This window comes from Brachybacterium massiliense, from assembly GCF_900184245.1.
Taxonomy (GTDB): domain Bacteria; phylum Actinomycetota; class Actinomycetes; order Actinomycetales; family Dermabacteraceae; genus Brachybacterium; species Brachybacterium massiliense.
In genome coordinates this window covers 277,319-301,344 of record NZ_FXXB01000007.1, presented here as the reverse complement: position 1 = coordinate 301,344, position 24,026 = coordinate 277,319, and the positions used below count along the sequence as shown (strand labels likewise).

Genomic DNA, 24,026 nt, shown 5'->3' with positions numbered 1-24,026 from the left:
CTGTGACCTACGCCGCCGGACCCCCGTAGGCTGATCCCATGAGCCACGAGATCCCTCCCTCGGAGCATCCCCACGCCGCCCGGATCGAGGCCGGGACGGGCACGCCGCTGAGCACCTGGGCGCAGCGGATCGACGAGGCCGGGGGTCGCGACTTCGACCACACCTCGATCGCCCGCCTGCTGCCGCAGCGCTGGGAGATCACCGAGTGGTGGGCGCAGGGCGTGACCGTCGCCTACGAGCAGATCATCGGCCGCCGCGTGGTGGGCCGGAGCTGCCAGGGCGACTTCGCCGCGTCGGCCTCCCGCACCGTGCCCGGCGATCCCGATGCCGTGCGTGCCAGGTGGGACGCCTTCCTCACCGCCCCGCGCCGCGAGGAGCTGGGCCTGGATGAGGTGCGCCTGAGCGACACTCCCACGTGGCGCTATTGGCGCGCCGCGGTGAGCGACGGCTCCCGCCTCTCGGTGAACATCACCGCGAAGGACTCGGAGCGCAGCACCGTCGGTCTCGAGCACAAGGGCATCGAGACCGCCGAGGGCCGCGAGGCCTGGAAGGCGCTGTGGAAGACCACCCTGACCGACTTCACCGCCTTCGAGCACACCGCATCCGACGAGGAGACCCGATGACCCAGAGCGCACCGCAGCTGCCCGCCTCCGACGGCAGCACCGACCCCCACCAGTGGCTCGAGGAGGTCACCGGCGAGGACGCCCTGGCCTGGGTGCGTGAGCGCAATGCCGCGGCGGAGGCGGAGCTCGACGAGGCGAGCGATCCCCGCGACCCGTCGGGCAAGCCGCTCGCGGCCACGCTCCAGCACGAGATCCGCGAGATCCTCGACGCCAAGGACCGCATCCCCGGCGTGGTCAAGCGCGGGGAGCACCTCTACAACTTCTGGACCGACGCCGAGCACGAGCGCGGCCTCTGGCGGCGCACCACCCTCGAGTCCTATCGGACCGAGGAGCCCGAGTGGGAGATCCTGCTGGACGTCGACGCGCTCAACCGGGACGAGGAGGAGGACTGGGTGTGGCACGGCGCCCGCCTGCTGCGCCCGTCGGGATCCGCTGAGGGTGAGCCCTACCGGCGCGCGCTCGTGGACCTCTCCCATGGCGGCTCCGACGCGGATGTCACCCGCGAGTTCGACCTCGAGACCCTCTCCTTCGTGCCCGCCGCCGAGGGTGGCTTCGAGCGGCCCGAGGCGAAGGGCTCCCTGAGCTGGATCGACGAGGACACCGTCTGGGCCGCGACCGACTTCGGCGAGGGCACCATGACCAGCTCGGGCTACGCCCGGCAGGCACGGATCTGGCGCCGTGGCACCGAGCTCGCCCAGGCCGAGCTGGTGCACGAGGTCGCAGCGTCCGACATGGCCGTCTTCGCCGCCCACGACTCCACCCCCGGCTGGGAGCGGGACTGGGTGGTCGAGGCCCACGCCTTCTACGACAACACCCTCCACCTCGTGGATCGCACGCAGCAGCCGCCCACCCTGACCACCCTCGACGTCCCCGCGGACCTCGAGGCGAACGCCCACCGGGACCTGGGCATCTTCAGCCCCCGCAGCGACTGGGAGATCGGCGAGGCGACCTACCCGGCCGGCTCGCTCGTGGTGGGCGACCTCGACCGCTTCCTCGCCGGTGAGCCCGAGCTGCACATGCTGTTCGAGCCCACTGAGACCACCTCGCTCGCGGACATGACCATCACCCGCACCGCCGTGGTGCTCTCGATCCTCGAGGACGTGGTGCACCGGCTCGAGGTCCACACCCGGGACGAGCACGGGCAGTGGGTGCGCCAGGACCTCTACCCGGAGCTGCGCGGCGCGATCGGCGTCTCCGCGGTCGATGCGGACGTGAGCGACGAGGTGTGGGTGACCGTCACCGACTTCATCGAGCCCACCCGTCTGCTGCTGGGCGACCTCCACGAGGTCGCCGGCGGCGGCCAGGCCGGAGAGCTCGAGCTGATCAAGTCCGCCCCGGCCCGCTTCGAGGCTGAGGGCCTCGACGTCAGCCAGCACTTCGCGACCAGCGATGACGGCACCCGCATCCCCTACTTCGAGATCTCCCGCCCGGACCGGGTGGAGGCGGGCGAGGTCCAGCCCACCCTGCTGTACGGCTACGGCGGCTTCGAGATCTCCCTGACCCCCTCCTACCTGGGAGCGATCGGCAAGGCATGGCTCGAGCGCGGCGGCACCTACGTGCTGGCCAACATCCGCGGCGGCGGCGAGTACGGGCCGCGCTGGCATCAGGCCGCGCTCAAGGAGAACCGCCACCGCGCCTACGAGGACTTCTCCTCGGTGGCGAAGGACCTCGTCGAGCGCGGGGTCACCGACCGCGACCACCTCGCCGTGCGCGGCGGCTCCAACGGCGGTCTGCTCACCGGCAACATGGTCACCCAGTACCCCGAGCTGTTCGGCGCGGTGATCATCCAGGTGCCGCTGCTGGACATGAAGCGCTACAGCCACCTGCTGGCCGGGCACTCCTGGATGGCCGAGTACGGCGACCCGGACACCGAGGACTGGGAGTACGTGCGCACCTTCAGCCCGTACCACCTGCTGCGCGAGGACGTGCAGTACCCGCCCACCTTCGTGCTCACCTCGACCCGCGATGACCGGGTCCACCCCGGGCACGCCCGCAAGTTCACCGCCGCGATGGAGTCGCTCGGCGCCGACGTGCGCTACTGGGAGAACATCGAGGGCGGTCACGGCGGTGCGGCCACCAACGAGCAGGCCGCGCGGATGAACGCCCTGCTGTACACCTTCCTGTGGGACACCATCGGGAAGGACTCATGACGCGCAGCCGCGCCGTCGAACTGTTCGACCGCTCTGCGCAGGACGACCTGCTGCAGCTGCGCAACGACCTGATGACGGTCTACCGCGAGATCTCCGCCGAGGATCCGCGACTGTTCCCCCTGCGCTACGCGCGCACGGTCCCGCGCCGGGTGCGCGCCACGAGCGGGCATCCCCGCGGCACCGCCGAGCCGCAGGTGCCGGTGCTGCTGATCCCCGACGGCCCGTCCCGCGCCTCGGTGCTGCCCTACGACGTGCTGCGGCGCAGCATGGCCGGGCGCGGATTGGACGTGCTGATGATGGAGCACCGAGGGGTGGGACTGTCCCGGCTCGACTCCCGGGGAGAGGACCTCCCCGTCACGGCGATGTCGCTGCGCGAGGTGATCGGGGATCTGCTCGCGGTGCTCGACCATGCCCGGGTGCGACAGGCCGCGGTGGTGGGCACCGGGTACGGGGCCTATCTCGCGCAGCTGCTGGCGATCTTCCACCCGCAGCGGGTGCACTCCCTCGTGCTGGACTCCCCGTTCACCTCGGCCGGGGACGAGGCGATCGCCCAGCAGGCGCTGCGCGACCTGTACTGGGAGGGGAACGATCCGGCCACCGACACCACCGCGCGCACCCTGCGGCGCCTCGCGCAGGAGGGCGCCCTGGATGCCTCCCGCGCCGGCCCGGTGGTGCTGGCCGTGCATGAGCACGGCGGCCCGGAGGCCGTGCGAGATCTCGTGGACCTGCTCGCCGTGGGCCGCGGGAGCCTGACCTGGACCAGCGTGCGCCAGGTGCTGAACCAGACCTGGTTGCAGTCCACGCCGTACGTGATCGAGCACGATCTCACCGCCCGGATCATGCACACCGAGCTGGGGCGGGGCCATCACGCCGACGGCGGCCCGCTGGACTCCCTGCTGCTGGAGGCAGAGCAGGCCCGAGCGGTCGCCCCCTTCGAACGCGAGCGGGTGGACCTGCACGAGCTGGCCCCCGCGATCACCGCCCCCACGCTCGTGCTCACCGGCTCACACGACCTGGTCTCTCCGCCCTCGATAGCCCGTGACCTGGCCGGACGCATCCCCGGCGCGCAGCTGCTCGAGATCCGCGGAGCTCGACACTCGATGCTCGACACCCGCAGTCGGATCCTGCAGGTCGCCGCACGCTGGAGCGCGTGCGGGACCGCGCATCGGCTCCCCGAGCACGCCGAGGCGCTCGCCGCCCTGCCCGTCTCCGCGACGGATCTGGCGCTCTCGCGGGGCCTGCAGATCGCTCTCGCCGCGGAACGGTACTCGCCGTGGCGGCTGCGCCTGGAGTCCGCGTGGGTCGAGCGGGAGCGGCTGCAGCGGGAGCGTGCCCGCACCGATCCCCGTCACCATCGCGGCCGGATCCCGCCGTCCGAGCGGGCCGATCCAGTGTGAGACCTGCCGCTGTTCCTGCTGAGGGACGGGCGGCGCCAGTACGCTGAGAGCACACAGCACAGGCCAGGGGGAGCATCGATGGGCACAGGGAAGGGCAGGCGTCGCGCCACCGGTATCCGAAGCACCGGTGCGCTTCCGACCCGTCAGGGTCTCCTGCGCGGCCTCGCGGTGGCGAGCATCGTCGGCGTCGGTGCGGTGACCGGCTTCGGCGTCGCGGGGATGGGCCCGCTCGCGGCCCTCGCCGGAGATGCCGAGCCCACCGAGACCTCGGAGCCCGTTGCGACCCCGCAGCCTGCCGAGACGGAACCCTCAACCCCCGCTCCCTCGGACGGCGGCGGTGCCCCGACGCCCAGCGAGGAGCCCAGCGAGAGCCCCTCCGAGACGCCGAGCGAGTCCGAGGACCCCACCGAGACCGACCCCGCCGAGGACGCCCCGGCGCCGGGCACCGAGCCCGGCGGGTCGAGCGGCGACGGCGACCGTCGCGGCGGATCCTCGGGCGGCTCGAACGGCGGCAGCGGTGGTTCGCACGGCGGCAACGGCGGCGGCGGGGGATGGACTCCGGCGCCTGCCCCGGCACCTGCACCTGCTCCGGGCACATCGACCCCCGAGGAGACCCCGTCGGGAGAGCCGAGCGCGCCGCAGACTCCCCCGAACACCGGCACCCCGCCCGAGCCGACGGAGCCCGAGCCGGAAGAGCCGGACGATCCTGAGTCGAGCGATCCCGAACCCACCCAGCCGGATCCGGGCGACGGCAGCTCGTCCGAACAGCCCGGTGGCGGCGAAGGCGGCGGCGCTGACGGGGGCAACGAAGGCGGCGGCGCTGACGGGGGCAACGACGGCGGCGGCGCTGACGGGGGCAACGACGGCGGCGGCGCTGACGGGGGCAACGACGGCGGCGACGGTAACGGCTCCGGCCCGGACACGGGGAACTAGGCCCGGCACACCACGGTGAATCCGCCGTCCTCGAAGACGGTGCGGTACTCGGTGCCCCATTCCTGCTGAGCCCAGAGCGCCGGATCCTGCGGCGGATCGCCCGCCCAGGAGAAGGCGTAGTGGTCGCTGAGCATGCAGTCCGGCACCCGCTGGTTCGGGCCGTGCAGCCACTGCACCTCGTGCTCCGGCACCGCATGCGCCATCAGGGTGATGTCTACCGCGAGCACCGAGCCGTCCGGGACCGCCTCGAGCGCGGCGGCCGCCGGCTCCGCCCGCCAGGTCGGCTCCCACTTGCTGGGCCGCACCACGTCCAGGATCGGCATCGCCGAGCCGAGCAGCAGCGTCACCAGCGCCGAGGCCACCACCGCGGTGGCCCGGATCCGTCGCACCGGAACCGGCGCATCGCGCCGCCACCACGCCACCGCGCGCCCAGTGCGGCGGTCACCGAGCGCCTCGAGCATCGCCGCAAGCGCGATCGGCATGAGCACGGCGTTGTAGTGCCAGTACCAGTCCCAGTAGAACTCCACCGTGCCGGTGAAGCGCCAGGCGAGCGTGGGCACCATCAGCCAGATCAGCGGCGAGCGGGCACCGATCACCCCGGCCGTGAGCACCAGCATCAGCACGGTCAGCCACTTCACGGGCGGCCAGAAGACCTCGAGCGGAGAGCCGAGGTTGTCGGTGTAGTCGTACTGCCCGGTCGTGTTCAGCAGCGGCAGGATCACGAACGTCGACAGCACGAACCAGCCCGCACTCCAGCCGGCCAGCGCGACGCCTTCGACGCGGTGGGGGCGGTGGCGCAGCGCGATCAGCACCCCCAGCAGGGCGACCGTGAGTCCCAGATCCTCCTTCACGAACACCAGCGGCGCCGCCCACAGCACGCTCGTCCGCACCCGCTCGCGCAGCAGGGCCGTCAGCGCCAGCGCCAGCAGCGGCACCGCGAAGGCGATCTCGTGGAACTGCACTGCGGCCGCGGACTGCAGCCCGAAGGAGAACACGTACGCCCCGCCCGCGAGGGAGCCCAGCCGCGGGCCGAGCCGGTCGATCGCCAGCGTCGTCAGCGGGATCGCCGAGAGCCCGAACAGCAGCGCCTGCGTCCACAGCAGCGCCTCGCCCGAGGGCCAGACCCACCACACCGGCGCCAGCAGCACCAGCAGCGGATGGAAGTGATCGCCCAGCAGGTTCACGTCATCGCCCTTGATGGGCACGATCGGCGCGCGCAGCTCCCCGTAGGCGCGCGCGAGCTGGGTGAAGATGCCCAGGTCCCACGACCGCGCCACCAGATTGCGGAACTGCTGGGAGCCCAGCAGACCGTAGGCGAGAGTCGCCGCGATCGCGAGCAGCCCGGGCACCAGAGCACGCACGAGGCCGCCGTCCGGGGGCTCTGACGCACTGCGCCGCGGCACGGGAGGAGCAGCGGTCGGAGTATCCACGGGGCGAGCGTATATCGCGTGGCCGAGCGGTCCGCAGACGCTCTACTATTCGCGGATGACCTCGTACTCCTTCCCTGCTCCGCTCCGCACCGCCGCCGCTGCGGCCGTCGTCAGCGGGATCTCCCTCATCGAACCCCGCCGCCTCGGACCGTGGTCCCGCGCCGCCTACCGGATCGGCGTGGCGGGGGTGAGCGGCCTGCTCACTGCTGACACCACCACCGAGGAGGAGGCGCTGCTGTCGCCCTCGCTGGATGGGGTGCTCACGGGCGCCGCGACGCTCGGCCTGATGGACCTCGGAGAGCATCTCGACGGTGCTCTGGTCGATCTGATGCGACGCCGCGGGATCTCGCGGCCCCGCCTGGTGCTCGCCGGGATCGGCGCGGCCGGCACCCTCGCTCTCTACGCCCTCGAGGCACGGAGGAGCGCAGGGCAGGTGGAGGGTGAGGACTCGTTCTCCCAGGAGTCCGACGAGGAGGACCGGGAGCTGCCGGCCCCTGCCCGCGACCTGGTGGCACTGCTGCTGGCGGAGCCTGAGGACGGCGAGGACCTGCCCGGCGCTCCGGCGCTGCGTGCTCAGCTGCTGCTCGCACGCACCCACGGACCCGCTGAGGAGGCGAGCGAGGTGTGGCTCACCGTGCCTGAGACGGCGGAGCGCGCCGTGCCCCGGCACCAGACCTGGCCGGTGCGCGGGACCTTCACACAGCGTGGTTACCGCTTCCAGCTCGAGCTGCAGATCGACGACGGAATGCTGAGCATGCTCAGCGTGTTCCCTGACGGCGCGGAGCAGGACCCGGAGCTGGACGAGGCGGCGCTCGAACACCTCTGGCGCCCCGACTTCTCCCTGCCCTCGGCGGCGGAGGTCGAGATCATGCGGGAGACCGCTGCCCCCTGAGATGCGCGCGGTGGCCAGGTGCCGGCCGGGCTCGTGATGTCGCGGGCGACGGCTCGGCCCGTGACGTTCTGGGCGCCGACTCGGCGCGTGATGTCCCGGGGATCGGGTCCCCGGCGGCCCGGTCGTGGTGGGGGATCACGAGTACTGGCGCTGGAGCGTGCACTACGGCGAAATAGCCGTAGTGCTCTCCCCAGCGCCAGTACTCGTCAGCGGGACGGCTGCGGCGTGGAAGGGGGCTGGGCCTCGGGGCCGAGTTGGAGGGTGGCTGGGCGCTGTGGCCGGGTCGGGGGCTGGGCTGCGGCTCAGTGGCCGGGGAGGTGCTCCGCCTCGATCCGGGCGAAGCGGATCTCGCGCGCCTCGACCTCCCACAGCACACCCACCGCGCCGTCCTCGAGCGCCTGGACCACGGAGTAGTCCAGCGGCCCCGGCTCGAACACGAGCACCTCGCCCCAGGTCCCGCCATCGTCCAGCGAGGCGCTCAGCGTGCCCCGCTGCCGCGCGAAGCGGTCATGGGCATTGCTGAACAGCAGCTCCCGTGCCCGGGCATCTCCCCGGGGCGCCTCCGGAAAGCGGACGGCGAGCTGGGCGTTGTTGCCCGGATCGACGAACTGCTCATCGATGCCGCGGTCCTCCCAGCTGGCGCCGCCGTCGGCCGAGACGGCGATGCGGCGATGCCCGCCGCGGGCGTGGTCGCGCGAGTTCAGCAGCACTCTGCCGTCGGAGAGCTCCACGATCGTGGTCTCGTCCATGTCCTCGCCGACGGGCTCGCCGCGCTGCCAGGTCTCCCCGTGGTCGTCGGAGAACAGCACGTAGGAGCGCACCACCTCGCCCTCGACCGGGCCCTCGCCCGCGGCGCCGTCGCGGAACCAGCCGCAGTACGGCTGCAGCAGCCGGCCCGCGTGCGGGCCGCGGCGCAGCACGATCCCGGCACCCGAGGTGGGGAAGGCGGTGCGGATCTGCTCCGGGGGAGCGGCGATCGCGGTGACCGAGCGGAACTCCCAGCTGCGGCCCTGGTCGTCGGAGATGCCCACGGCCGAGCCCATCACGTCGCGCTCCGCGTCATCGGTGCCGGAGATCGCGTCCCACACCCCGCGGTCCTTCGCATGGGTGTGGAACATCAGCAGCCTGCCGGAGGCGGGATCGTGCAGGTAGCTGGGGTCGCAGTACCACTGCTGTCCCTCGCGGTCCGCCTCGCGCAGCGACTCGAAGGGGCCCCAGGTGCGGCCCCCGTCAAGGGAGCGGCGCTGGACCAGGCCCGTCGGATCCGGGACGTCCTGGCCCGTCTCGCGACCGTCGAAGCCCGCCAGCAGGTGGCCGTCGCCGAGATGGATCAGCGCCACGATCCGATAGCGGGGCCAGGGCCCCTCGCCGGCGCGGGCGAGGACCGTGTGCGGCACGGGGGCATCCGGTACCGGGGCCGGGGTGGGTCTGAGATCGGTCATCGTGACAGGTCCTCCTGGACAGCGGTGCGGAACCAGCGGGTGATGCTCGTGGGGTGGGTGATCGCGGTGCCGATCACCACGGCGAGGGCCCCGGCGGCGCGTGCCTCGCCGGCCTGCTGTGAGGAGTGCACCCGACCCTCGGCCGCGAGCACGGAGGTTTCGGGCAGGCGCCGTCCGAGCTCGGACACCAGCTCGAGGTCCGGGCCGTCGGTCATGGGCCGGGCACCGGTTCAGCCGGCCACACCAGCGAGGCGAGCGGGGTGCCGTCGAGGATGTCGAAGTCGTTGGACACGAACCCGGTGATCTGCTGCATCACCTGGGTGTCCTGCTCGAGGAGACGGGGCGCGGGGGCAGCGGGATCCATCGTTCCAGTGTGTCACCCGGCCCCGATATACCGTAGGCCCCATGACTGATGCGGACGCTCCCGAGCAGCTGGCGGCACTGGACATCTTCCTGCCCTCCCCGCCCCCGGACGTCGAGCGGCAGGAAGCCTTCCTCGACGAGGCCGCGGCGCTGGCCGTGGCCGGGCATCCGATCACCGTCTACCTGCAGGACGAGGATGCCTGGGCCTTCGAGCAGTGTGAGCCGGTGCGGGAGCTGCTGGACTCGGCGGGGGAGGCCGCGCTGCCGGTGACGCTGCTGGGCCTGGACATCGTGGTCACCTCGGTCTACCCCACGACGGAGCAGATGGTGCGCTTCGGGAGGGCGGGCGCGCAGGAGCGCGTGCAGCGCTCGGCGGCGGCCTCGGCGTGCGGCCCGACGGGCGGTGCCGCGCCGCTGCCCCGTGAGGCCGGCGGGTTCGCGGCCCAGCTGATGGGCGTCTCGCCCGCTCCGGCGCGGCCCGCCGGGGGACCGGACATCGGCGGGCGGCGCAACCTCATGGGCGGCGACCACGGCGACGGCCTGCCCAGCTGACCGACTTCCCGGCGGGGGCGGGCTCAGAGCGAGCAGGCCACCCCGTTGAAGCCGTGGTTGCAGTAGCCTCCGGGGTTCTTCGCGAGGAACTGCTGGTGCTCGGGCTCGGCCGTGTAGTACACGCCGTCACCGGCCTCGGCCAGGGGCGCCAGCTGGGTGGTGATGCTGCCGCGTCCGGCCGCGTCGAGGGCCTGCTGGTAGCGGGCGGCGGAGTCCCGCACCACCTCGCCCTGCGCGGCGGTGGTCCAGTACACGGCGCTGCGGTACTCGGTGCCCACGTCATTGCCCTGACGGTTCGCGGTGGTGGGATCGTGCTGCTGCCAGAACTCGGTGAGCAGGGCGCGCAGGGTCTCCCCGCCGCCGGTGTAGATCACGCGCACCGCCTCGGCATGACCGGTGCGGGCCGAGAACACCTCCTCGTAGGTGGGGTGGGGTGTGAAGCCGCCCGCGTAGCCCGAGGAGGTGGTGTGCACGCCCGGGATCTGCCAGGCGATCCGCTCGATGCCCCAGAAGCAGCCGCCCGCGAGGATCAGCTCCTCGGCGCCGACGGGCCAGGGCTGGGGATCCACCGGCGCGTCAGGCCCCAGCATGTCGGTGCCCAGCACTATGTGCTCGCGCGCGAGGGGGTACGGATACCGGTCCCGGCCCGGGAGGGCGTCCTCGGGGGAGACCATCTCCTTCTTGTGCCCGTACAGGAGATCCATCATCTGCCACATGAGAGCCACGGTAGTCCTGCCCGGCGCGGGAGGGCAGGGGGCAGGGAGGCTTCTCACCCGTCAGCCGGGGCGAGGGCTCAGCGGGACCGGGGCAGCAGCGCGACCAGCAGAGCGATCACCGCGAGCACGCCCGGCACCACCATCCACGCCCCGAGCACCGTCCCGGCGGCGGTGAGCACCACCGCCGCGCCGAGGACGGTCACACCCAGCACCGGCAACAGCCACCGCAGCGCCAGGCGGCGGGCCGACGGCTCGAAGCGACCGTGGGCGGGCAAGGTCGCGGCCAGGGAGAAGCCCACATGGGACAGCAGCAGCGCGAGCCCCACCGTGAGCGCCCGCAGCAGGGACAGCTCCGCCTGCACCGCGAGCACGAGCACCACCAGCAGAGGCCCCGCCACGCCGAGCCCGGTATCGGGGCGCAGCATCTGAAGCAGGGTGAGCACCGCGAGCGTGAGGGTGAGCAGCACCGAGGGGAAGCCCGCGAAGGGTCCCTGCGGCAGGGTCGCCAGGAGTGCGAGCACCATCCCCACCAGGCCCGTCAGGCGCAGCGCCCACTGGGTGGTGCTGACCTGGCGCAGGCTCAGCAGCGGCTCGGCGATCGGGTCGATCAGCGTGCGCAGGGCCATCAGGACCTCCTCCGGCGCGGGGCGCTGCGAGCGCGAGAGAGGGACAGCAGCACCGGGGCGAGGGAGGCGGGGCCCTCCCACGTGGTGACCGGCACGCCGGCCTCCCGCAGCTCGCGCACGGTGGAGTTCCGCAGCAGGCGCCGCATCGCCCACGCCTCGGGCCAGAAGCGGTCCGAGGAGATGCCCTCCTGGCGGACGGGCCTCCCGCGCAGCGGCGCGGTGTCGCCGATGCTCGGCGGCAGGGTGTCCACCACCACCACGTCGGCGCCCAGCGAGATCAGCACCCCGATCTGGGCGATCGCCTCCTTGTGCAGCAGCGGCGAGCAGACCACCACCAGGGTGCCCGAGCGCACCGACCGCAGCCGGCGCGGCAGCCGCATCGCGCCGTCCTCGCGGCCCGCGCGGGCCAGGGCGTTCGTGAGCACGCGCAGCTGGCGCGGGCCGGTGCCCGCGGGCACCGGACCGATCAGGTGCCCCAGATCGAACAGGGTCACGCGGTCGCCGGCGGTGAGGTAGTGGCGCGCCACCGCGGCCGTGGCGCGCACGGTCATGTCGAGGCTCGAGGGTGCTTCATCCCCGGCCCAGGGCGCGGGGGTGATGTCCGCGATGGTGTCGGTGACGATGAGGACCTCGGTGTCCTGCTCGGTGAAGGTGGCGTTGGTGTGCAGGCGGCCGGTGCGGCTGGTCACGCGCCAGTTGATGCGGTGCAGCCGGTCGCCCGGGCGGAACTCGCGCACCTCCGACAGCGCGGTCCCGTCGCCGCGGCGGCGGGAGAGGTGCATGCCGCTGACCCCGATCGGGGTGGGCACCTCCACCGGCGCGTCGAGCACCGAGGAGGAGGGCACCGCGCGGACGGTCACGGCGGGCACCTCGGCCTGCGCGCGGAAGGCTCCCAGCGGGTCGGTGACCAGCGTGTGCACGGGGCCGACGCGGACTCGTCCCCACCGCTCGGCCGTGACGCGCAGCCGCACCGTGCCGTCGCCGGCGAGCGAGCCGTAGCGGGGCCAGAACCGGGTGTGCGGCTGCATCGGCACGGTGATCGCGGTGAGCGCTCCTGGCGCGGTGCGCAGGGTCAGCGCCGTGGTCCCGCCTTCCTCGACGGTGCGCAGGCCGGGCTCGAGCACCGGGGCGGGGAAGCCCTCCTCGCGGTCCTGGAGGATCCGCAGCGCCACCGCGGTCAGCGCCCAGGCCAGCAGCGGGAGGCCGACCAGCAGCAGAGCGGGGCGGCCCAGCAGCACCCCGAGCACGAGCGCCGTGCAGCCTACGAGCACGGCGCGCACCATGGCGGCCGTGGCCCGGGCCTGCAGGGGTCTCACGCGGGGGTGCCCGTCGGCGGCTCCGCGGCGGCGGGCACGGGGGTCTGGGAGAGCACCGAGGCGACCACCCCGGCGCCGGTGGCGTCCTGCAGCCACAGTTCGGGCTTGACCGTCACGCGGTGATCGAGCGCGGGGTGGGCGAGGGCCTTGACGTCCTCGGGGATGACGTAGGCGCGTCCCCGGATCACGGCGAGCGCCCGGGCGCAGGTGATCAGTGCGAGGGTGCCGCGAGGGGAGGCGCCGACGAGGGCGTTCTGGTGCACGCGGGTGGCGGCCACCAGCTCGACCGCGTAGTGGCCCACCGCTTCGTCGACGTGCACCTCCTCGACCACGCGCTGGACGGCGCGCAGCTGTGCGGCATCGAGCACCTCGGTGACGGTCTGCTCCTCGCGGCGCCGGTCCAGGCGGCGGGAGACCACCTCCCACTCCTGCTCCGGAGTGGGATAGCCGAAGGAGAGCCGCAGCAGGAAGCGGTCCAGCTGTGCCTCGGGCAGGGGATAGGTGCCCTCGTGCTCGACGGGGTTCGCGGTGGCGAGCACGTGGAACGGCTCGGGCAGGCGCCGTGTGGTGCCCTCGACCGAGACCTGCCGCTCCTGCATCGCCTCGAGCAGGGCGGACTGGGTCTTCGGCGGGGTGCGGTTGATCTCGTCGGCCAGCAGCAGACCGGTGAACACCGGACCCGGCCGGAACACGAACTCGCCGGTGCGCTGGTCGAAGACCTCGGCGCCGGTGAGGTCCGCGGGCAGCAGGTCCGGGGTGAACTGGGCGCGGGTGAACTCGAGCCCGAGCGCCTGGGCGAAGGAGCGGGCGGCGAGGGTCTTGCCGAGACCCGGAAGGTCCTCGAGCAGCACGTGGCCCCCGGCGAAGATCCCGGTCAGGACGAGCTCGAGGGACTCGCGCTTGCCGACCACCGCGGTCTCGACGGCATCGAGCACGGCCTCGGCGGCGGCAGTCGCCCCGAGATCTACACAAGGAGTATCGTCGGCAGCGTCAGATGTGTATAAGAACCAGGCGACGGTGCGGGCCGGGGGCTGCGCACGCCGGGGCGACCCCCACGACCTTACGTGAGAGACAGCCCACAGCGCAGGCGGCTCGCGCAGGTGGGACGGGCCCTCACGGGCGGGGCCGCGGCAGGTACATCACGGTTTGGTCAGGATCAGGGGCGGGGGTGCGGGATGCACCCCTGCAACAGGGTGAGGGGATATCCTGGCGATCGTCTCGAATCCGCCCGCGTGCGGGTTCTCGTGCCCGTCGTCGCGCGCGCAGACGGCGTCCGCGCCCGTCGCAGTCCGACACGACCGCCGCCACCGAACGCCAGAGGTAGGAACATGCCCGAACCGATCCTGACCGTCAGTGACCTCACCGTCACCTTCCCGTCCGAGGCGGGAACGGTCCGTGCCGTGCAGAACCTGAACTACGAGGTGCGCAGCGGCGAGGCGCTCGCGATCGTGGGCGAGTCCGGATCGGGGAAGTCCGTCAGCTCGCTCGCGGTGATGGGGCTGCTGCCCGATACGGCCACGATCTCCGGCGGCATCGACTTCATGGGCCAGGACCTGTTCTCCCTCAACGACCGCCAGCTCTCCAAGCTGCGCGGCGACAAGATCTCGATGATCTTCCAGGACCCGCTGTCCGCCCTGACCCCGGTCTACACGATCGGCGACCAGATCGCCGAGGCGATCCAGCTGCACCACCCGCAGGTCTCCAAGGCCGCGTCGGCGGACCGCGCCGTGCAGCTGCTCGAGTCGGTCGGCATCCCCGAGGCGCGGCGCCGCGCCCGCCAGTTCCCCCACGAGTTCTCCGGCGGCATGCGCCAGCGCGCCATGATCGCGATGGCGATCGCCAACGAGCCCGAGCTGATCATCGCCGACGAGCCCACCACGGCACTCGACGTCACCATCCAGGCGCAGGTGATGGAGCTGCTGAAGACCGCGCAGGAGATGGTCGACGCGGCCACGATCCTGATCACCCACGATCTCGGAGTCGTCGCCGGCTTCGCCGACCGGGTGCTGGTGATGGAGAAGTCCCTGCTGGTGGAGGAGGGGAGCGTCGACGACATCTTCTACCACCCCCGCGAGGCGTACACCCAGAAGCTGCTCTCCGCGGTCCCGCGCGTGGACGGTCAGGCCACCGCCGCCGAGCGCCTCGCGATCGAGCGCGGCGAGCTGGAGGCCTCCGAGGCCGGCGACGTGGGCGGCACCTCGCCCGACAACGTGAGCGACGCGGTCGTCGACACCACCGCCGCGCCGAAGATCCTCGAGGTCGACCAGCTCGAGCGCATCTACCCGATCACCAAGGGCGCGGTGTTCCGCCGCAAGGTCGGCGAGCAGCGCGCGGTCGACGGCATCTCCTTCGACATCCACGAGGGGGAGTGCTTCGCCCTGGTGGGCGAGTCCGGCTGCGGCAAGACCACCACGCTGATGGAGATCATGAAGCTCGAGCCGCTGCAGGGCGGCCAGATCCGCTTCAACGGCAAGGACACCTCCACGCTCAACAAAGCCGAGCGCAAGAAGCTGCGTTCGGACATCTCGATCGTCTTCCAGGACCCGATGGCCTCGCTCGATCCGCGGCTGCCGGTCTCGGACACGCTGCGCGAGCCGATGACCGTGCAGGGCTACTCGAAGCAGAAGATGGATGAGCGCATCCAGTGGCTGCTGGACACGGTGGGTCTCCTGCCCGAGCACGCGGACCGCTACCCGCACGAGTTCTCCGGCGGTCAGCGCCAGCGCATCGGTGTGGCGCGCGCCCTGGCCTGCGAGCCCAAGCTGATCGTGCTCGACGAGCCCACCTCCGCGCTGGATGTGACCATCCAGGCCGGTGTGCTGCACCTGCTCGAGGAGCTCAAGCGGGATCTCGGCGTGAGCTACCTGTTCGTCTCCCACGACTTGTCCGTGGTGCGCAACATCTCCGACCGCATCGCCGTGATGTACAAGGGACGGATCGTCGAGTCCGGCCGCACCGAGGACGTCTTCGACGACCCGAAGCACGAGTACACGCAGGCGCTGCTCTCCGCGGTCCCGATCCCCGATCCCGAGATCGAGCGTCGCCGCGACCGGATCTTCCTGGACCGCGACGCGCTGGACGCCCGCATCGCCGCTGGCGAGGTCACCGAGGTCACGAGCGCCTGAGACGTGGCCCGGCAGCTCTTCGGACGTCTCGGCCTCCGCCGCAGGGACGACGGCTCCACTCTGATCCGCCCCGGCGGCGCTCTGGTGCTGTGCGTGGTGGTGTGGCTGCTGTGCGCCGCGACGGTGGCGGAGTCGCTCTGGCTCCTGGGGACGGCGGGCTGGCGCTTCGCCGTGCTGCCGCTGGCGATCTCGTGCCTGGTCTGGGCGCTGCTGTGGGCGCCGCGCGTCGTGGTACGCGAGGAGCGGATCGAGGTGCGCAACGTGCTCGAGACGTGGACGCTGCCGATGGCCGCGATCGACCGGGTGCGCCTCGGGGCGATGCTGCGCTTCGAGCTGGTGCCCGCCCAGGGCAGCGAGAAGACCCGGGTGCTCACCGCCTGGAACGCTCCGGGCGTGGGCCGCGACAGGCCCCGTGAGCGGCTCGCCCGCATGGATCCCCGCTCGCGCGCCGGGGGAGCGGCCGAGCGCCCCGACTGGGCGCAGCGCCTGCGCCACGACCAGCTCGAGAGCCCCAGCCACGCGGCTGTCGACGCCTGGGAGCGCTGGGATGCCGCGCAGGGCGGCACCAGGGCCGACGCCGGCGAGGACACGACGCCCACGCGGAGCCCCAACGTCGGGGTCATCGCTGCGCTGCTGGGCGCGGCGCTCGCCGTGGCCGCCCGCATCATCCTCTGAGCCCACCCGCGCAGCGGCTCAGCCGCCGCGAGTCCTCGTTGCCGCGAACCCTCCCGCACAGCAGAAGGCCCGGCCACCCCTGCGGGGTGACCGGGCCTTCTGCTGCTCAGGCTGCCGGGATCAGGCGGCCTTGAAGCCCACGGTGGTCCAGTCGACCGTCTCGAACAGCTTCGCGCCGTAGTTCACGATGCCCTCCGAGACGCCGAAGATGGTCGGGGTCGCGTAGAAGGGGATCACGCTGAACGCGCCCGCGACGATCGAGGAGAACTCGTTGGAGGCGGCCATGCGGGCCTCCGGGTCGAGCTCGGTCTGCATCGTCTCGGCGAGGTCGCCGAGCTCCGCATCAAGGTCCAGGCCGGTGTAGTTCTGCCCGGAATCGGCCGGGTAGAACAGGTTCGCCGAGGACTGCTGCGGGAACAGGGTGCCCACCCACGAGAAGGTCACCATCTTGAAGTCGCCCGGATCGACGTACTCGTTGAAGTAGGCGTCGGAGGGGACGGTCTCGAGCTCGACCGAGAAGCCGACCGCGTTGAGGTCGGTCTGGATCTGGCGAGCGCGGTCCGAGTTGGACTTGACGTCCGCGGGGACCGTGACCGAGAGGGTCAGCTGCGCACCGTCCTTCTCGCGCACATCGCCGTTGAGCGCCCAGCCGGCCTCGTCCAGGAGGGCGCCGGCCGCCTCGGGGTCGTAGGTGAGCGGGCTGCCGGTGGCGACCTCGAAGGAGTCCTCGTAGCCGTCCTGTCCGGGCATGAACACGTAGTTGTTCACCGGCACCACGGGTGCCTCGAGCGGACCCACCACGGCCTGGCCGACGGCGTCGCGGTTGATCGCACGGGCGAGCGCCTCACGCACCTTGACGTCGGCCAGCGGGTTGTCGTCGCCGGCGACGTTGAGGGTCACGTGGGTCCAGGTCAGACCGTTGGTCTTCTGGATGACAGCATCGGAGCGGCCCGAGGCCTGCGAGTAGGTGTCGCCATCGGCGATGTCGATGACGTCGATCTCCGCGTTCGCGAAGGACGAGGGCATCTGCGCCTGGCTGACCACCGAGAAGATGATGGTCTCGAGCTTGGGGGCCTGGCCCCACCAGTTCTCGTTGCGCACCAGGGTGACGACCTCGCCGGTCTGGTCGATGTCGCCCACCTTGAACGGCCCGTAGGACGGGGTCGGGGTGGTCACGTAGCCCTCGTTGAACTCCGTGGGATCGGAGGAGATCGACTCGGGCAGGCTCGGGTAGAGGTAGGCGATCCAGTCCGGGAAGGTCGAGGAATACTCGATCTCGCCGGTGAACTCGTCATCGGTCTCGCGCACATCGGCGATGTCCGACCAGCCGGTGGTGCTCGCGACCTGGAACGCCTCGTCGGAGCCGTTGCATGCCTTCCACTGGGCGGCGAAGTCCTTGATCGTGATGGGCGAGCCGTCCTCCCACACCGCGTCCGGGTTGTACTTCACCGTGACGATCTGCGGATCCTCGCTGGTGATCTCCGCGGAGACGACCGTGTCCGGGTTGATGACGACCTTGCCGCTCTCATCGGCGATGTTCCCGCCGGGCCAGCACGGCCCGAGGATGGTGTTCAGATCGGCCAGGGCGCCGTTGGTGTGGTAGTAGTTCCAGGTGCTGGGCAGCTGGGTGACCGCGAGGCGCAGCGTGCCGCCCTCCTCGACCTGGTCGTACTCCGCGCGCTCCCAGCCGGTGTTGGGCAGCTCCGAGGCCTCCTCGGCGGCCTGCTCGTTCTCCTCCGCGGCCTGGCTGGCCTGCTCCTCGGTGGACTGCTGACCGCAGGCGGCGAGTGCGCCGAGGCCACCCACCGCGGCAGTGCCCTGCAGGAACCGGCGACGGTTGCTGGTGATGGTCATGGTGATCTCCTTTGAAGGTGAGACTCCGCCACGGGAAGAGACGGACGTTTCGGAGGCCGGGCGAGCCGGCGGTGCAGGTCGGGAAGGTGCGGGATGCGCCTTCGGAACGGGACCCGGCGTTGGTGTCGGGTCGGGACAGGAGTGGGGGCGCTCAGGCCCGGTCGGTGCCGCTGGTGGGGTCCAGCGCGTCGCGCAATGCATCGCCCACGAGGGAGACGGCGGTCAGCAGGGCCACCAGGAACGCGGCGGGGAAGATGAACAGCCAGGGGCGGGAGACCGCCGCGGAGGTGCCGTCCTGCAGCAGGGTGCCGAGCGACACGTCCGGCGGCTGGATGCCCAGTCCGAAGTAGGACAGCGAGGTCTCGGCGAGGATCGCGGAGCACACCCCGAGGGTGGCGTCCACGATCAGCAGGGAGGACACGTTCGGGACGATGTGCCGGGTGAGGATCTTGAAGGTCCCCACCCCGGAGAACCGGGCGGCGAGCACGAACTCCCGCTCCCGCAGCGACTTCGTCTGGTTCTTCACGATCTGGGACATGATCATCCAGCCGAACAGGCCGATGAACAGCACCAGGATCATCCAGGACATGCTCGCCATCAGCGGCGAGATGATCATCAGCACGTAGAAGATCGGCAGCGTCAGCAGCAGGTTCACCAGCCAGCCGTGGAACAGCTCCACCGGCCCGCCGAGGTAGCCGGCCAGCGCGCCGACCAGCGCTGCGATGATCGTCGCGATGGGCGCGGCGATGAAGCCGATCATCAGCGACTTGCGCAGCGCCGCGGTGATCGAGGCGTACAGGTCCACGCCGATCGCGTCGGCGCCGAACCAGTGCTGGCCACCGGGGGGAGCATTGAACCCGTAGGGGTCCTGCTGGCCCACCTCGTAGATGTTCGGGATGTTGCCCAGCAGGGCGAACAGCACGATCGCGAGTGTGATCGAGGCGCCGACCCAGAAGTTGGGCTTGCGCTTCAGCCGGCGCCACACCAGCGCGTTGCGGGAGATGGGCTTCTTCCGGGGTCCCTGGGTGGCGTCGTCGTGCAGACCGGTGTCGGCATCGACCATGTCGGGCGCCTCCGGCGGGCCGGAGGGAGGCGTGGAGAGAGTCGACATGGGTCAGATCCTCACTCTCGGATCGAGCGCGGCGTACAGGAATTCGGAGAGCGTGGAGGCGAACAGCACCAGGATCGCGGAGAACAGCACCGTCCCGGCCAGCGCGTTCACATCGGACTGCTGGACGGCGGTGATGCCGTACTGGCCCATGCCGGACCACGAGAACACGATCTCGAGGAAGGCCGAGCCGGAGACCAACGTGCCGAAGTTGTAGGCGAAGTACGTGGACATCGGGATCAGCGCGACACGCAGGCCGTGCTTGATCAGCGCACGCGTGCGGGTGGCGCCCTTGGCGCGGGCGGTGCGGATGAAGTCCGAGCCCAGCACGTCGAGCATGACCGCGCGCTGGTAGCGCGAGTAGCCGGCGGCGCCGAACAGCGTCAGCGCGATCGTGGGTAAGAGCAGATGGGATATGAAATCCCAGGTCGTAGGCCAGAATCCGCTGATGCCTGGGGTGTACGCCCCGGTGAACCTGATCAGCTGACCGCCCATCGCCTGGTTGAACTTGGTGGCGATGATCATCAGCAGCACGCCGCCCACGAAGGTCGGGGTCGAGATGAGGATGAACGAACTGTAGGAGATGATCTGGTCGGACGCCTTGTACTGCCGCACCGCGCCCCAGACACCCGCGGCCACGCCCACGAGGGCGGCCAGCAGGGAGCCGATGATCAGCAGGCGCAGGCTCACGCCGGAGCGGCCCAGCCAGCCCTGCTCCCAGAACAGCAGCCAGTGCGAGGGATCGCCGAGCATCTGGTGGACCACGGAGCGGTCGTTGAGGTCCGTGCCGAGCTTGTCCATGAACGGCGCGGTCACGAAGTTCTCGATCCACCACCAGGTGCGCAGCAGCACCGGGTCCTTGTCGTTCACGCCGTGGGCGCTGAGGATCGCATCGATCGACGCCTCGTCGATCGGAGGGTTCCGTCCCAGGTAGCGGTTGCGCGGCTGGAAGAAGGAGCTCGCGGCGATATAGGCGAAGACGGTCGCGAGCCCCGTGAGGATCGCATAGTTCACGAACCGGCGCAGGATGTACTTCGTCACCGGGCGACTCCTTCGGCCCGCAGGCCTTTCACCACTGCGCGTCCGCGGAGGGTCGAGCGGCCGGTGGGCGGGCTCGATTCGGAGAGGTGCAGCACGGGGATTCCTCACATGTCAGGTCATGCGCCTCGTCGTGGGAGGCATGGTGCCGAACACAGCGTTGTGCGTCGGTCCCAGAACTGTAGATCACCCGATGCGGTGCTGGACGTGTGTCGAAGCTGTCATGACCGAATCGTTACTCACCGGTTCGCGAGCTCCCGCAGATGCCGGTGCAGGGTGCGGCGATCGATCGCCTGGATCGGCGCGGCCTCGGGATCCTCGTGGCGGGCGCGGTCGATGAGGTCCTGCAGCGGAGGGCTCAGCGGCGCGGCCTGCGGGCCCAGGGCGCGCTCCTGGGCGATCTCGGCGAGGGTGCGGGCGAGCGTCCGCGCGGTCATGCGCCGGTTCGGCTGGGCGCCGTAGATCATGTCCTCGAGACGCCGCACCCGGATGTCCTGGCCGTGCGGGAGTGCGTAGTCGACGTCGAGATCGAGCGGAGGAGTGTCGAGCTGGTCCGCCCGGGAGGGTTCGAGCCGCAGCAGCCAGATCGCGGCGCCGCCGGCGAGACCGGCGGCGAGCAGCGTCGGCAGGGCCATCCGCAGGCCGGCTGCGGCGAGGCCGCCGAACACCAGCAGCGCGATCACGGCGCCGAGCAGCAGGTGCAGCAGCAGCGAACGGAGCTCCCGGCTCATCTGTGGTCCTCCCTCAGCTGCTCGGCCAGCAGATCCAGCCGTGCCAGGGCGTCTTCGCGGTCCGCCTCGGTGAGCGGTGCGTCGTCGAACAGCGCACGGCGGTAGAGATGAGCCAGGCGATCCAGCGCTGAGCGGTCGACCTCGAGAGCGCCGAGCACCGCGACCACGAACTCGAGGGTGCTCTGGGCGGGATCGCGCCGGATCCCGGCCCGGGCGATCGCCGCCTCGAGTGCGAGCCACGCGGCGACCACCGCGTCCTGGGCGTCCATGTCCGTGGTGAGCCGGGTTCGGGCGTCGGCCAGGGCGGTGCGGGCCTGCTCCGCGGTGAGGTCCACGTCCGCAGCCTCCTCGGCCTCCTCGAGCGGCGGCCTCGCCAGGGCGCGCATGCGCACCATCAGCCACAGCAGCAGCGCCGCCGCGGCGACTGCGGCGATCACCACGAGAGCGGTCCCGACGAAGCGGGGTGCCGCGCTGCCGGGCTCGCGGGGCGGGACGGTGTACACCGACCAGTCCGGCTCCCAGTACTCCTCGGCCGTCTGCTCCGCCGGCGGGGGTTCCACCTCGCGGACCTCGCCCACCTCGACCAGCGGCCCGCGCTCGGCGGAGGCGCCGAGGCCGACGATCCCCAGGGCGCCCAGCGCCGCGATCAGCAGCAGCGCGGCCAGGGTGCGGCGCGCACGGCGCCTGCCCGCACCGTCGTCCTGCGCGGTGGGCGGGTCGAGGGCGGGCGCGCTGGTCATCCGGCGGCGCCAGACGGAGGCGTGCGATGCGGGGAGGCGACGATCACGGACTGCTCACCGGCGATACGGGTGAGGATCAGCGTCGCGGAGTCGTCCCCGAAGCGGCGCGGCCGCAGCTTGCGGCGCAGCTCCTCGGGCTCCACGGCGGTGCCGCGCTTCTTGATCTCGAGCACCCCGATCCGGTGCTCGCGCAGATAGGAGGTGAGGCGCTTGATGCCGAAGGGCATCACATCCCGCACGGCGTAGCCGCGCGCGAAGGGCGTGGCGATCTTTCGGGCGGAGGTCAGGTAGGCGATGGTCGGATCGAGGGTGTGCGCCTCGAGGTCCCCGGCCAGCCGGCCCAGCAGGCGGGCGCGCAGCAGCGCGCCGTCGGGCTCGTAGAGATGCGCCTCGAGCGGTCCCGGCTCGGGATCCACGGGGCCCGCGGGATCCCCCGCCGAGCGCTCGAGGCGGTGCGCACCGGCCCGATCGATCACCAGCGCGGAGGAGCCGACCCCGTCGGTGGCCAGCGGACCGCACCACATCGTCGCCTCGAGCACCTGGCCGTGCCAGGACAGCCACTCCACCTCGGCCTCCGCGGGCAGCGCCTCACGATCCACCGCCGGGCCGAGCTTCGCCCCGAGCGGACCGAGCGCGTCGCCGTCACCGAGGCGGCGGGCCAGCTCGAGCACCGCGGAGACCGGCGGGGAGTAGTCCTCCGGATCGTGGAGCCGGCGCGACCCGCCCCGGGCGGGTGCGCGCCGCGCGGGATCCATCCAGATGCCCTGCGTCAGCGAGGGGGCGTGCTCCTCGGCGGTGCCCAGATGGGCGGAGGCGGTGGGGAAGGGGCGCAGGTTGACCGTCGCGACGGCGACGGCGACCGGGTCCCGGTCCACCGCGTGCACGTCGATGCCGAGCCCCGCCATGGCCATCGAGTCCCCGCCGATGCCGCAGCCCAGATCAGCGACCGAGGTGACGCCCGCGCGCTGGAAGCGACGCGCATGCAGAGCGGCGATCGGGAGGCGGGTGGCCTGCTCGAGGCCGTCCGGAGTGAACAGCATCGTCGAGGCGAACTCCCCGAACTTCTCCGCCGCACGGGCGCGCAGGCGTGACTGGGTCATCACCGCGGAGACCAGCTCGGGGGCATGACCGGCCTCGCGCAGCGCCGCGCTGCGACGCAGGACGTCCTTCTCCTCGTAGGGAGGGAGGGAGTCGAGCAGGTCGAGGCCGCCCGGGTGCAGCACCGGCTCGACCGCCTTCACGGCATCGCTGTCGGCGCTCATCGGAACGGGCATGCCCGCGAGACTACCTGGTCATGCGGGCCGAGCTCACGAGGGCGCGGTCTCACGCGCGCACGTCGATCACGAGCTTGCCGCGGGTGTGGCCCTGCTCGAGGATCCGGTGGGCCTCGCCGATCTGCGCGAGCGGCAGCACCTGCGAGACCTCGAGCGGGTAGGCGCCCGAGCGCATCCCGTGGACGAGCTGGTCGAGCCGGTCACGGCCGGGCACGATCGCGGGGATCGCGGCGCGCACCCCGCGCTCCCGAGCGGGGGCGAGATCCGCGAGGCTGGGCAGCGCCACCACGATCCCGTCGGGCCGCACCACGTCCAGGCTCGGCTCGAAGGTCGAGAAGTAGTGGGTGTCGAGCACGACATCGACCCCGTCGCCATCGGTCGCCTCCCGGATCGCCTGCTGCCAGTCCACCTCGTCGTAGGCGATCGGCTCGGCGCCCAGCTCCCGGATCCGCTCCGCGTTCGCGGCACGGCCCGTGGCCCACACCCGGGAGGCGCCCGCCTCGAGCGCCATCGGGATCAGCAGCTGGCCCACGCCGCCGCTGCCGCCGTGGATCAGCACCGACTGCCCCTCGCGCAGACCCGCCGCGTCGTGCACGGTCGCGATCGCGGTGAGCCCGGCCAGGGCGAGCCCCGCCCAGCCCGGCAGCTCCTCCTCGGTCACGGAGTCCGGGATCGGGGCCAGGTCATCGGCCGAGATCGCGATGACCTCCGCCGCCACACCGCGCGCATCCTGGGGCCCGCGCATGCCGAACACCCGCGTGCCCGGGGCGAGACCGCGCGAGGCGAGCTCCACCTCGTCCAGATCCGGGCCGGCGGCCAGCACGGTGCCCACCATCTCCCGCCCCGTGCCGGCGGGCAGCTCGAGCCCCTCGGCGCGGCCCGAGGAACCGTCGCGGATCTTGTAGTCCAGCGGATTCAAGCCCGCGTAGGCCACCTCCACGAGCACCTCGCCCGGGGCCGGTTCCGGGCGGGGCGAGTCGGTGCGGACGGTCAGGACGTCGGGGCCGCCGAAGCGGTCGAAGAGGATCTCGCGCATACCTC

At 71.9% G+C, this 24,026-nt stretch carries 23 protein-coding genes; 8 read left to right on the top strand and 15 right to left on the bottom strand.

Annotated features, from left to right (window positions below):
• Positions 1-38 precede the first annotated feature (38 nt).
• From BN4251_RS08070 to BN4251_RS08055, 4 genes are all read left to right on the top strand, one after another.
• Positions 39-623, top strand: coding sequence for a hypothetical protein (locus BN4251_RS08070; protein WP_087484598.1), 585 nt, complete (start codon positions 39-41; stop codon positions 621-623).
• Positions 620-2,773 carry a prolyl oligopeptidase family serine peptidase gene (locus BN4251_RS08065; RefSeq protein ID WP_087484597.1) on the top strand — a complete coding sequence of 718 codons (2,154 nt, stop codon included), beginning with the start codon at positions 620-622 and terminating at the stop codon, positions 2,771-2,773. The genes BN4251_RS08070 and BN4251_RS08065 overlap by 4 nt, the downstream gene beginning before the upstream one ends.
• Positions 2,770-4,170 carry an alpha/beta fold hydrolase gene (locus tag BN4251_RS08060; RefSeq protein ID WP_087484596.1) on the top strand — a complete coding sequence of 467 codons (1,401 nt, stop codon included), beginning with the start codon at positions 2,770-2,772 and terminating at the stop codon, positions 4,168-4,170. The genes BN4251_RS08065 and BN4251_RS08060 overlap by 4 nt, the downstream gene beginning before the upstream one ends.
• 78 nt (positions 4,171-4,248) lie before the next feature.
• Positions 4,249-5,103, top strand: coding sequence for a hypothetical protein (locus BN4251_RS08055; RefSeq protein WP_087484595.1), 855 nt, complete (start codon positions 4,249-4,251; stop codon positions 5,101-5,103).
• Here BN4251_RS08055 and BN4251_RS08050 read toward each other — a convergent pair.
• Positions 5,100-6,533 (bottom strand): DUF2079 domain-containing protein, encoded by a 1,434-nt coding sequence (locus tag BN4251_RS08050; RefSeq protein ID WP_245810255.1) that lies wholly within the window; start codon positions 6,531-6,533, stop codon positions 5,100-5,102. The two genes, BN4251_RS08055 and BN4251_RS08050, sit on opposite strands and share 4 nt — an antisense overlap.
• Positions 6,534-6,588: 55 nt before the next feature.
• Here BN4251_RS08050 and BN4251_RS08045 point away from each other — a divergent pair, with 55 nt between their 5' ends.
• Positions 6,589-7,425 (top strand): hypothetical protein, encoded by an 837-nt coding sequence (locus BN4251_RS08045; RefSeq protein WP_087484594.1) that lies wholly within the window; start codon positions 6,589-6,591, stop codon positions 7,423-7,425.
• 302 nt (positions 7,426-7,727) lie between these two features.
• Here the strand turns inward: BN4251_RS08045 and BN4251_RS08040 are convergent, their stop codons facing one another.
• The 3 genes from BN4251_RS08040 to BN4251_RS18670 are packed head-to-tail and all read right to left on the bottom strand — an operon-like array spanning position 7,728 to position 9,231.
• Complete coding sequence (locus BN4251_RS08040; RefSeq protein ID WP_087484593.1) at positions 7,728-8,867, bottom strand: sialidase family protein; 1,140 nt, start codon at positions 8,865-8,867, stop codon at positions 7,728-7,730.
• Entirely contained in the window at positions 8,864-9,082 is a 219-nt protein-coding gene (locus tag BN4251_RS18675; protein ID WP_140398411.1) for a beta/alpha barrel domain-containing protein, read from the bottom strand. Before BN4251_RS18675 ends, BN4251_RS08040 begins: the two co-directional genes overlap by 4 nt.
• Positions 9,079-9,231, bottom strand: coding sequence for a hypothetical protein (locus BN4251_RS18670; RefSeq protein ID WP_170931888.1), 153 nt, complete (start codon positions 9,229-9,231; stop codon positions 9,079-9,081). Before BN4251_RS18670 ends, BN4251_RS18675 begins: the two co-directional genes overlap by 4 nt.
• Before the next feature lie 41 nt (positions 9,232-9,272).
• Between BN4251_RS18670 and BN4251_RS08030 the strand changes: the two genes are divergently transcribed.
• Complete coding sequence (locus BN4251_RS08030) at positions 9,273-9,782, top strand: arsenic metallochaperone ArsD family protein (protein ID WP_087484592.1); 510 nt, start codon at positions 9,273-9,275, stop codon at positions 9,780-9,782.
• A gap of 23 nt (positions 9,783-9,805) precedes the next feature.
• On the opposite strand, the gene msrA is transcribed toward BN4251_RS08030, so the two are convergent.
• The 4 genes from msrA to BN4251_RS08010 all read right to left on the bottom strand — a co-directional run bounded on the left by msrA (position 9,806) and on the right by BN4251_RS08010 (position 13,375).
• A complete protein-coding gene (msrA, locus tag BN4251_RS08025; RefSeq protein WP_087484591.1) occupies positions 9,806-10,498 on the bottom strand; it encodes a peptide-methionine (S)-S-oxide reductase MsrA in 693 nt (230 codons plus the stop codon).
• 77 nt (positions 10,499-10,575) lie between these two features.
• Complete coding sequence (locus BN4251_RS08020) at positions 10,576-11,124, bottom strand: hypothetical protein (protein WP_087484590.1); 549 nt, start codon at positions 11,122-11,124, stop codon at positions 10,576-10,578.
• Positions 11,124-12,440 (bottom strand): DUF58 domain-containing protein, encoded by a 1,317-nt coding sequence (locus tag BN4251_RS08015; RefSeq protein ID WP_245810254.1) that lies wholly within the window; start codon positions 12,438-12,440, stop codon positions 11,124-11,126. The genes BN4251_RS08020 and BN4251_RS08015 overlap by 1 nt, the downstream gene beginning before the upstream one ends.
• Complete coding sequence (locus tag BN4251_RS08010) at positions 12,437-13,375, bottom strand: AAA family ATPase (protein WP_087484588.1); 939 nt, start codon at positions 13,373-13,375, stop codon at positions 12,437-12,439. The genes BN4251_RS08015 and BN4251_RS08010 overlap by 4 nt, the downstream gene beginning before the upstream one ends.
• A 393-nt stretch (positions 13,376-13,768) precedes the next feature.
• On the opposite strand from BN4251_RS08010, the gene BN4251_RS08005 reads away from it, so the two are divergent.
• Both BN4251_RS08005 and BN4251_RS08000 read left to right on the top strand, forming a co-directional pair.
• A complete protein-coding gene (locus tag BN4251_RS08005; protein WP_087484587.1) occupies positions 13,769-15,565 on the top strand; it encodes an ABC transporter ATP-binding protein in 1,797 nt (598 codons plus the stop codon).
• Between the two features lie 3 nt (positions 15,566-15,568).
• Positions 15,569-16,240: a PH domain-containing protein gene (locus tag BN4251_RS08000; protein WP_087484586.1), complete on the top strand. Its 672-nt coding sequence runs from the start codon at positions 15,569-15,571 to the stop codon at positions 16,238-16,240.
• Positions 16,241-16,360: 120 nt separating this feature from the next.
• Here BN4251_RS08000 and BN4251_RS07995 read toward each other — a convergent pair whose 3' ends face one another.
• The 7 genes from BN4251_RS07995 to BN4251_RS07965 all read right to left on the bottom strand — a co-directional run bounded on the left by BN4251_RS07995 (position 16,361) and on the right by BN4251_RS07965 (position 24,021).
• Positions 16,361-18,094: an ABC transporter family substrate-binding protein gene (locus tag BN4251_RS07995; protein WP_087484585.1), complete on the bottom strand. Its 1,734-nt coding sequence runs from the start codon at positions 18,092-18,094 to the stop codon at positions 16,361-16,363.
• 151 nt (positions 18,095-18,245) lie between these two features.
• Positions 18,246-19,205 carry an ABC transporter permease gene (locus tag BN4251_RS07990; RefSeq protein WP_087484584.1) on the bottom strand — a complete coding sequence of 320 codons (960 nt, stop codon included), beginning with the start codon at positions 19,203-19,205 and terminating at the stop codon, positions 18,246-18,248.
• A gap of 3 nt (positions 19,206-19,208) precedes the next feature.
• Positions 19,209-20,243, bottom strand: coding sequence for an ABC transporter permease (locus BN4251_RS07985; RefSeq protein ID WP_087484583.1), 1,035 nt, complete (start codon positions 20,241-20,243; stop codon positions 19,209-19,211).
• A gap of 236 nt (positions 20,244-20,479) precedes the next feature.
• Entirely contained in the window at positions 20,480-20,971 is a 492-nt protein-coding gene (locus BN4251_RS07980) for a hypothetical protein (protein WP_087484582.1), read from the bottom strand.
• Positions 20,968-21,711, bottom strand: coding sequence for a DUF4129 domain-containing protein (locus BN4251_RS07975; RefSeq protein WP_087484581.1), 744 nt, complete (start codon positions 21,709-21,711; stop codon positions 20,968-20,970). The genes BN4251_RS07980 and BN4251_RS07975 overlap by 4 nt, the downstream gene beginning before the upstream one ends.
• Entirely contained in the window at positions 21,708-22,985 is a 1,278-nt protein-coding gene (locus tag BN4251_RS07970; protein ID WP_087484580.1) for a THUMP-like domain-containing protein, read from the bottom strand. The genes BN4251_RS07975 and BN4251_RS07970 overlap by 4 nt, the downstream gene beginning before the upstream one ends.
• 49 nt (positions 22,986-23,034) lie before the next feature.
• Positions 23,035-24,021, bottom strand: a complete 987-nt coding sequence (locus BN4251_RS07965) for an NADP-dependent oxidoreductase (RefSeq protein ID WP_087484579.1) — start codon at positions 24,019-24,021, stop codon at positions 23,035-23,037.
• Positions 24,022-24,026: the final 5 nt, after the last annotated feature.

Bases quoted from the DNA above. Each gene is read 5' to 3' on its own strand.
- BN4251_RS08070 (WP_087484598.1), top strand. From the start codon at position 39: ATGAGCCACGAGATCCCTCCCTCGGAGCATCCCCACGCCGCCCGGATC.
- BN4251_RS08065 (WP_087484597.1), top strand. From the start codon at position 620: ATGACCCAGAGCGCACCGCAGCTGCCCGCCTCCGACGGCAGCACCGAC.
- BN4251_RS08060 (WP_087484596.1), top strand. From the start codon at position 2,770: ATGACGCGCAGCCGCGCCGTCGAACTGTTCGACCGCTCTGCGCAGGAC.
- BN4251_RS08055 (WP_087484595.1), top strand. From the start codon at position 4,249: ATGGGCACAGGGAAGGGCAGGCGTCGCGCCACCGGTATCCGAAGCACC.
- BN4251_RS08045 (WP_087484594.1), top strand. From the start codon at position 6,589: ATGACCTCGTACTCCTTCCCTGCTCCGCTCCGCACCGCCGCCGCTGCG.
- BN4251_RS08040 (WP_087484593.1), bottom strand. From the start codon at position 8,867: ATGACCGATCTCAGACCCACCCCGGCCCCGGTACCGGATGCCCCCGTG.
- BN4251_RS18675 (WP_140398411.1), bottom strand. From the start codon at position 9,082: ATGACCGACGGCCCGGACCTCGAGCTGGTGTCCGAGCTCGGACGGCGC.
- BN4251_RS18670 (WP_170931888.1), bottom strand. From the start codon at position 9,231: ATGGATCCCGCTGCCCCCGCGCCCCGTCTCCTCGAGCAGGACACCCAG.
- BN4251_RS08030 (WP_087484592.1), top strand. From the start codon at position 9,273: ATGACTGATGCGGACGCTCCCGAGCAGCTGGCGGCACTGGACATCTTC.
- msrA (WP_087484591.1), bottom strand. From the start codon at position 10,498: ATGTGGCAGATGATGGATCTCCTGTACGGGCACAAGAAGGAGATGGTC.
- BN4251_RS08020 (WP_087484590.1), bottom strand. From the start codon at position 11,124: ATGGCCCTGCGCACGCTGATCGACCCGATCGCCGAGCCGCTGCTGAGC.
- BN4251_RS08005 (WP_087484587.1), top strand. From the start codon at position 13,769: ATGCCCGAACCGATCCTGACCGTCAGTGACCTCACCGTCACCTTCCCG.
- BN4251_RS07995 (WP_087484585.1), bottom strand. From the start codon at position 18,094: ATGACCATCACCAGCAACCGTCGCCGGTTCCTGCAGGGCACTGCCGCG.
- BN4251_RS07990 (WP_087484584.1), bottom strand. From the start codon at position 19,205: ATGTCGACTCTCTCCACGCCTCCCTCCGGCCCGCCGGAGGCGCCCGAC.
- BN4251_RS07980 (WP_087484582.1), bottom strand. From the start codon at position 20,971: ATGAGCCGGGAGCTCCGTTCGCTGCTGCTGCACCTGCTGCTCGGCGCC.
- BN4251_RS07975 (WP_087484581.1), bottom strand. From the start codon at position 21,711: ATGACCAGCGCGCCCGCCCTCGACCCGCCCACCGCGCAGGACGACGGT.
- BN4251_RS07970 (WP_087484580.1), bottom strand. From the start codon at position 22,985: ATGCCCGTTCCGATGAGCGCCGACAGCGATGCCGTGAAGGCGGTCGAG.
- BN4251_RS07965 (WP_087484579.1), bottom strand. From the start codon at position 24,021: ATGCGCGAGATCCTCTTCGACCGCTTCGGCGGCCCCGACGTCCTGACC.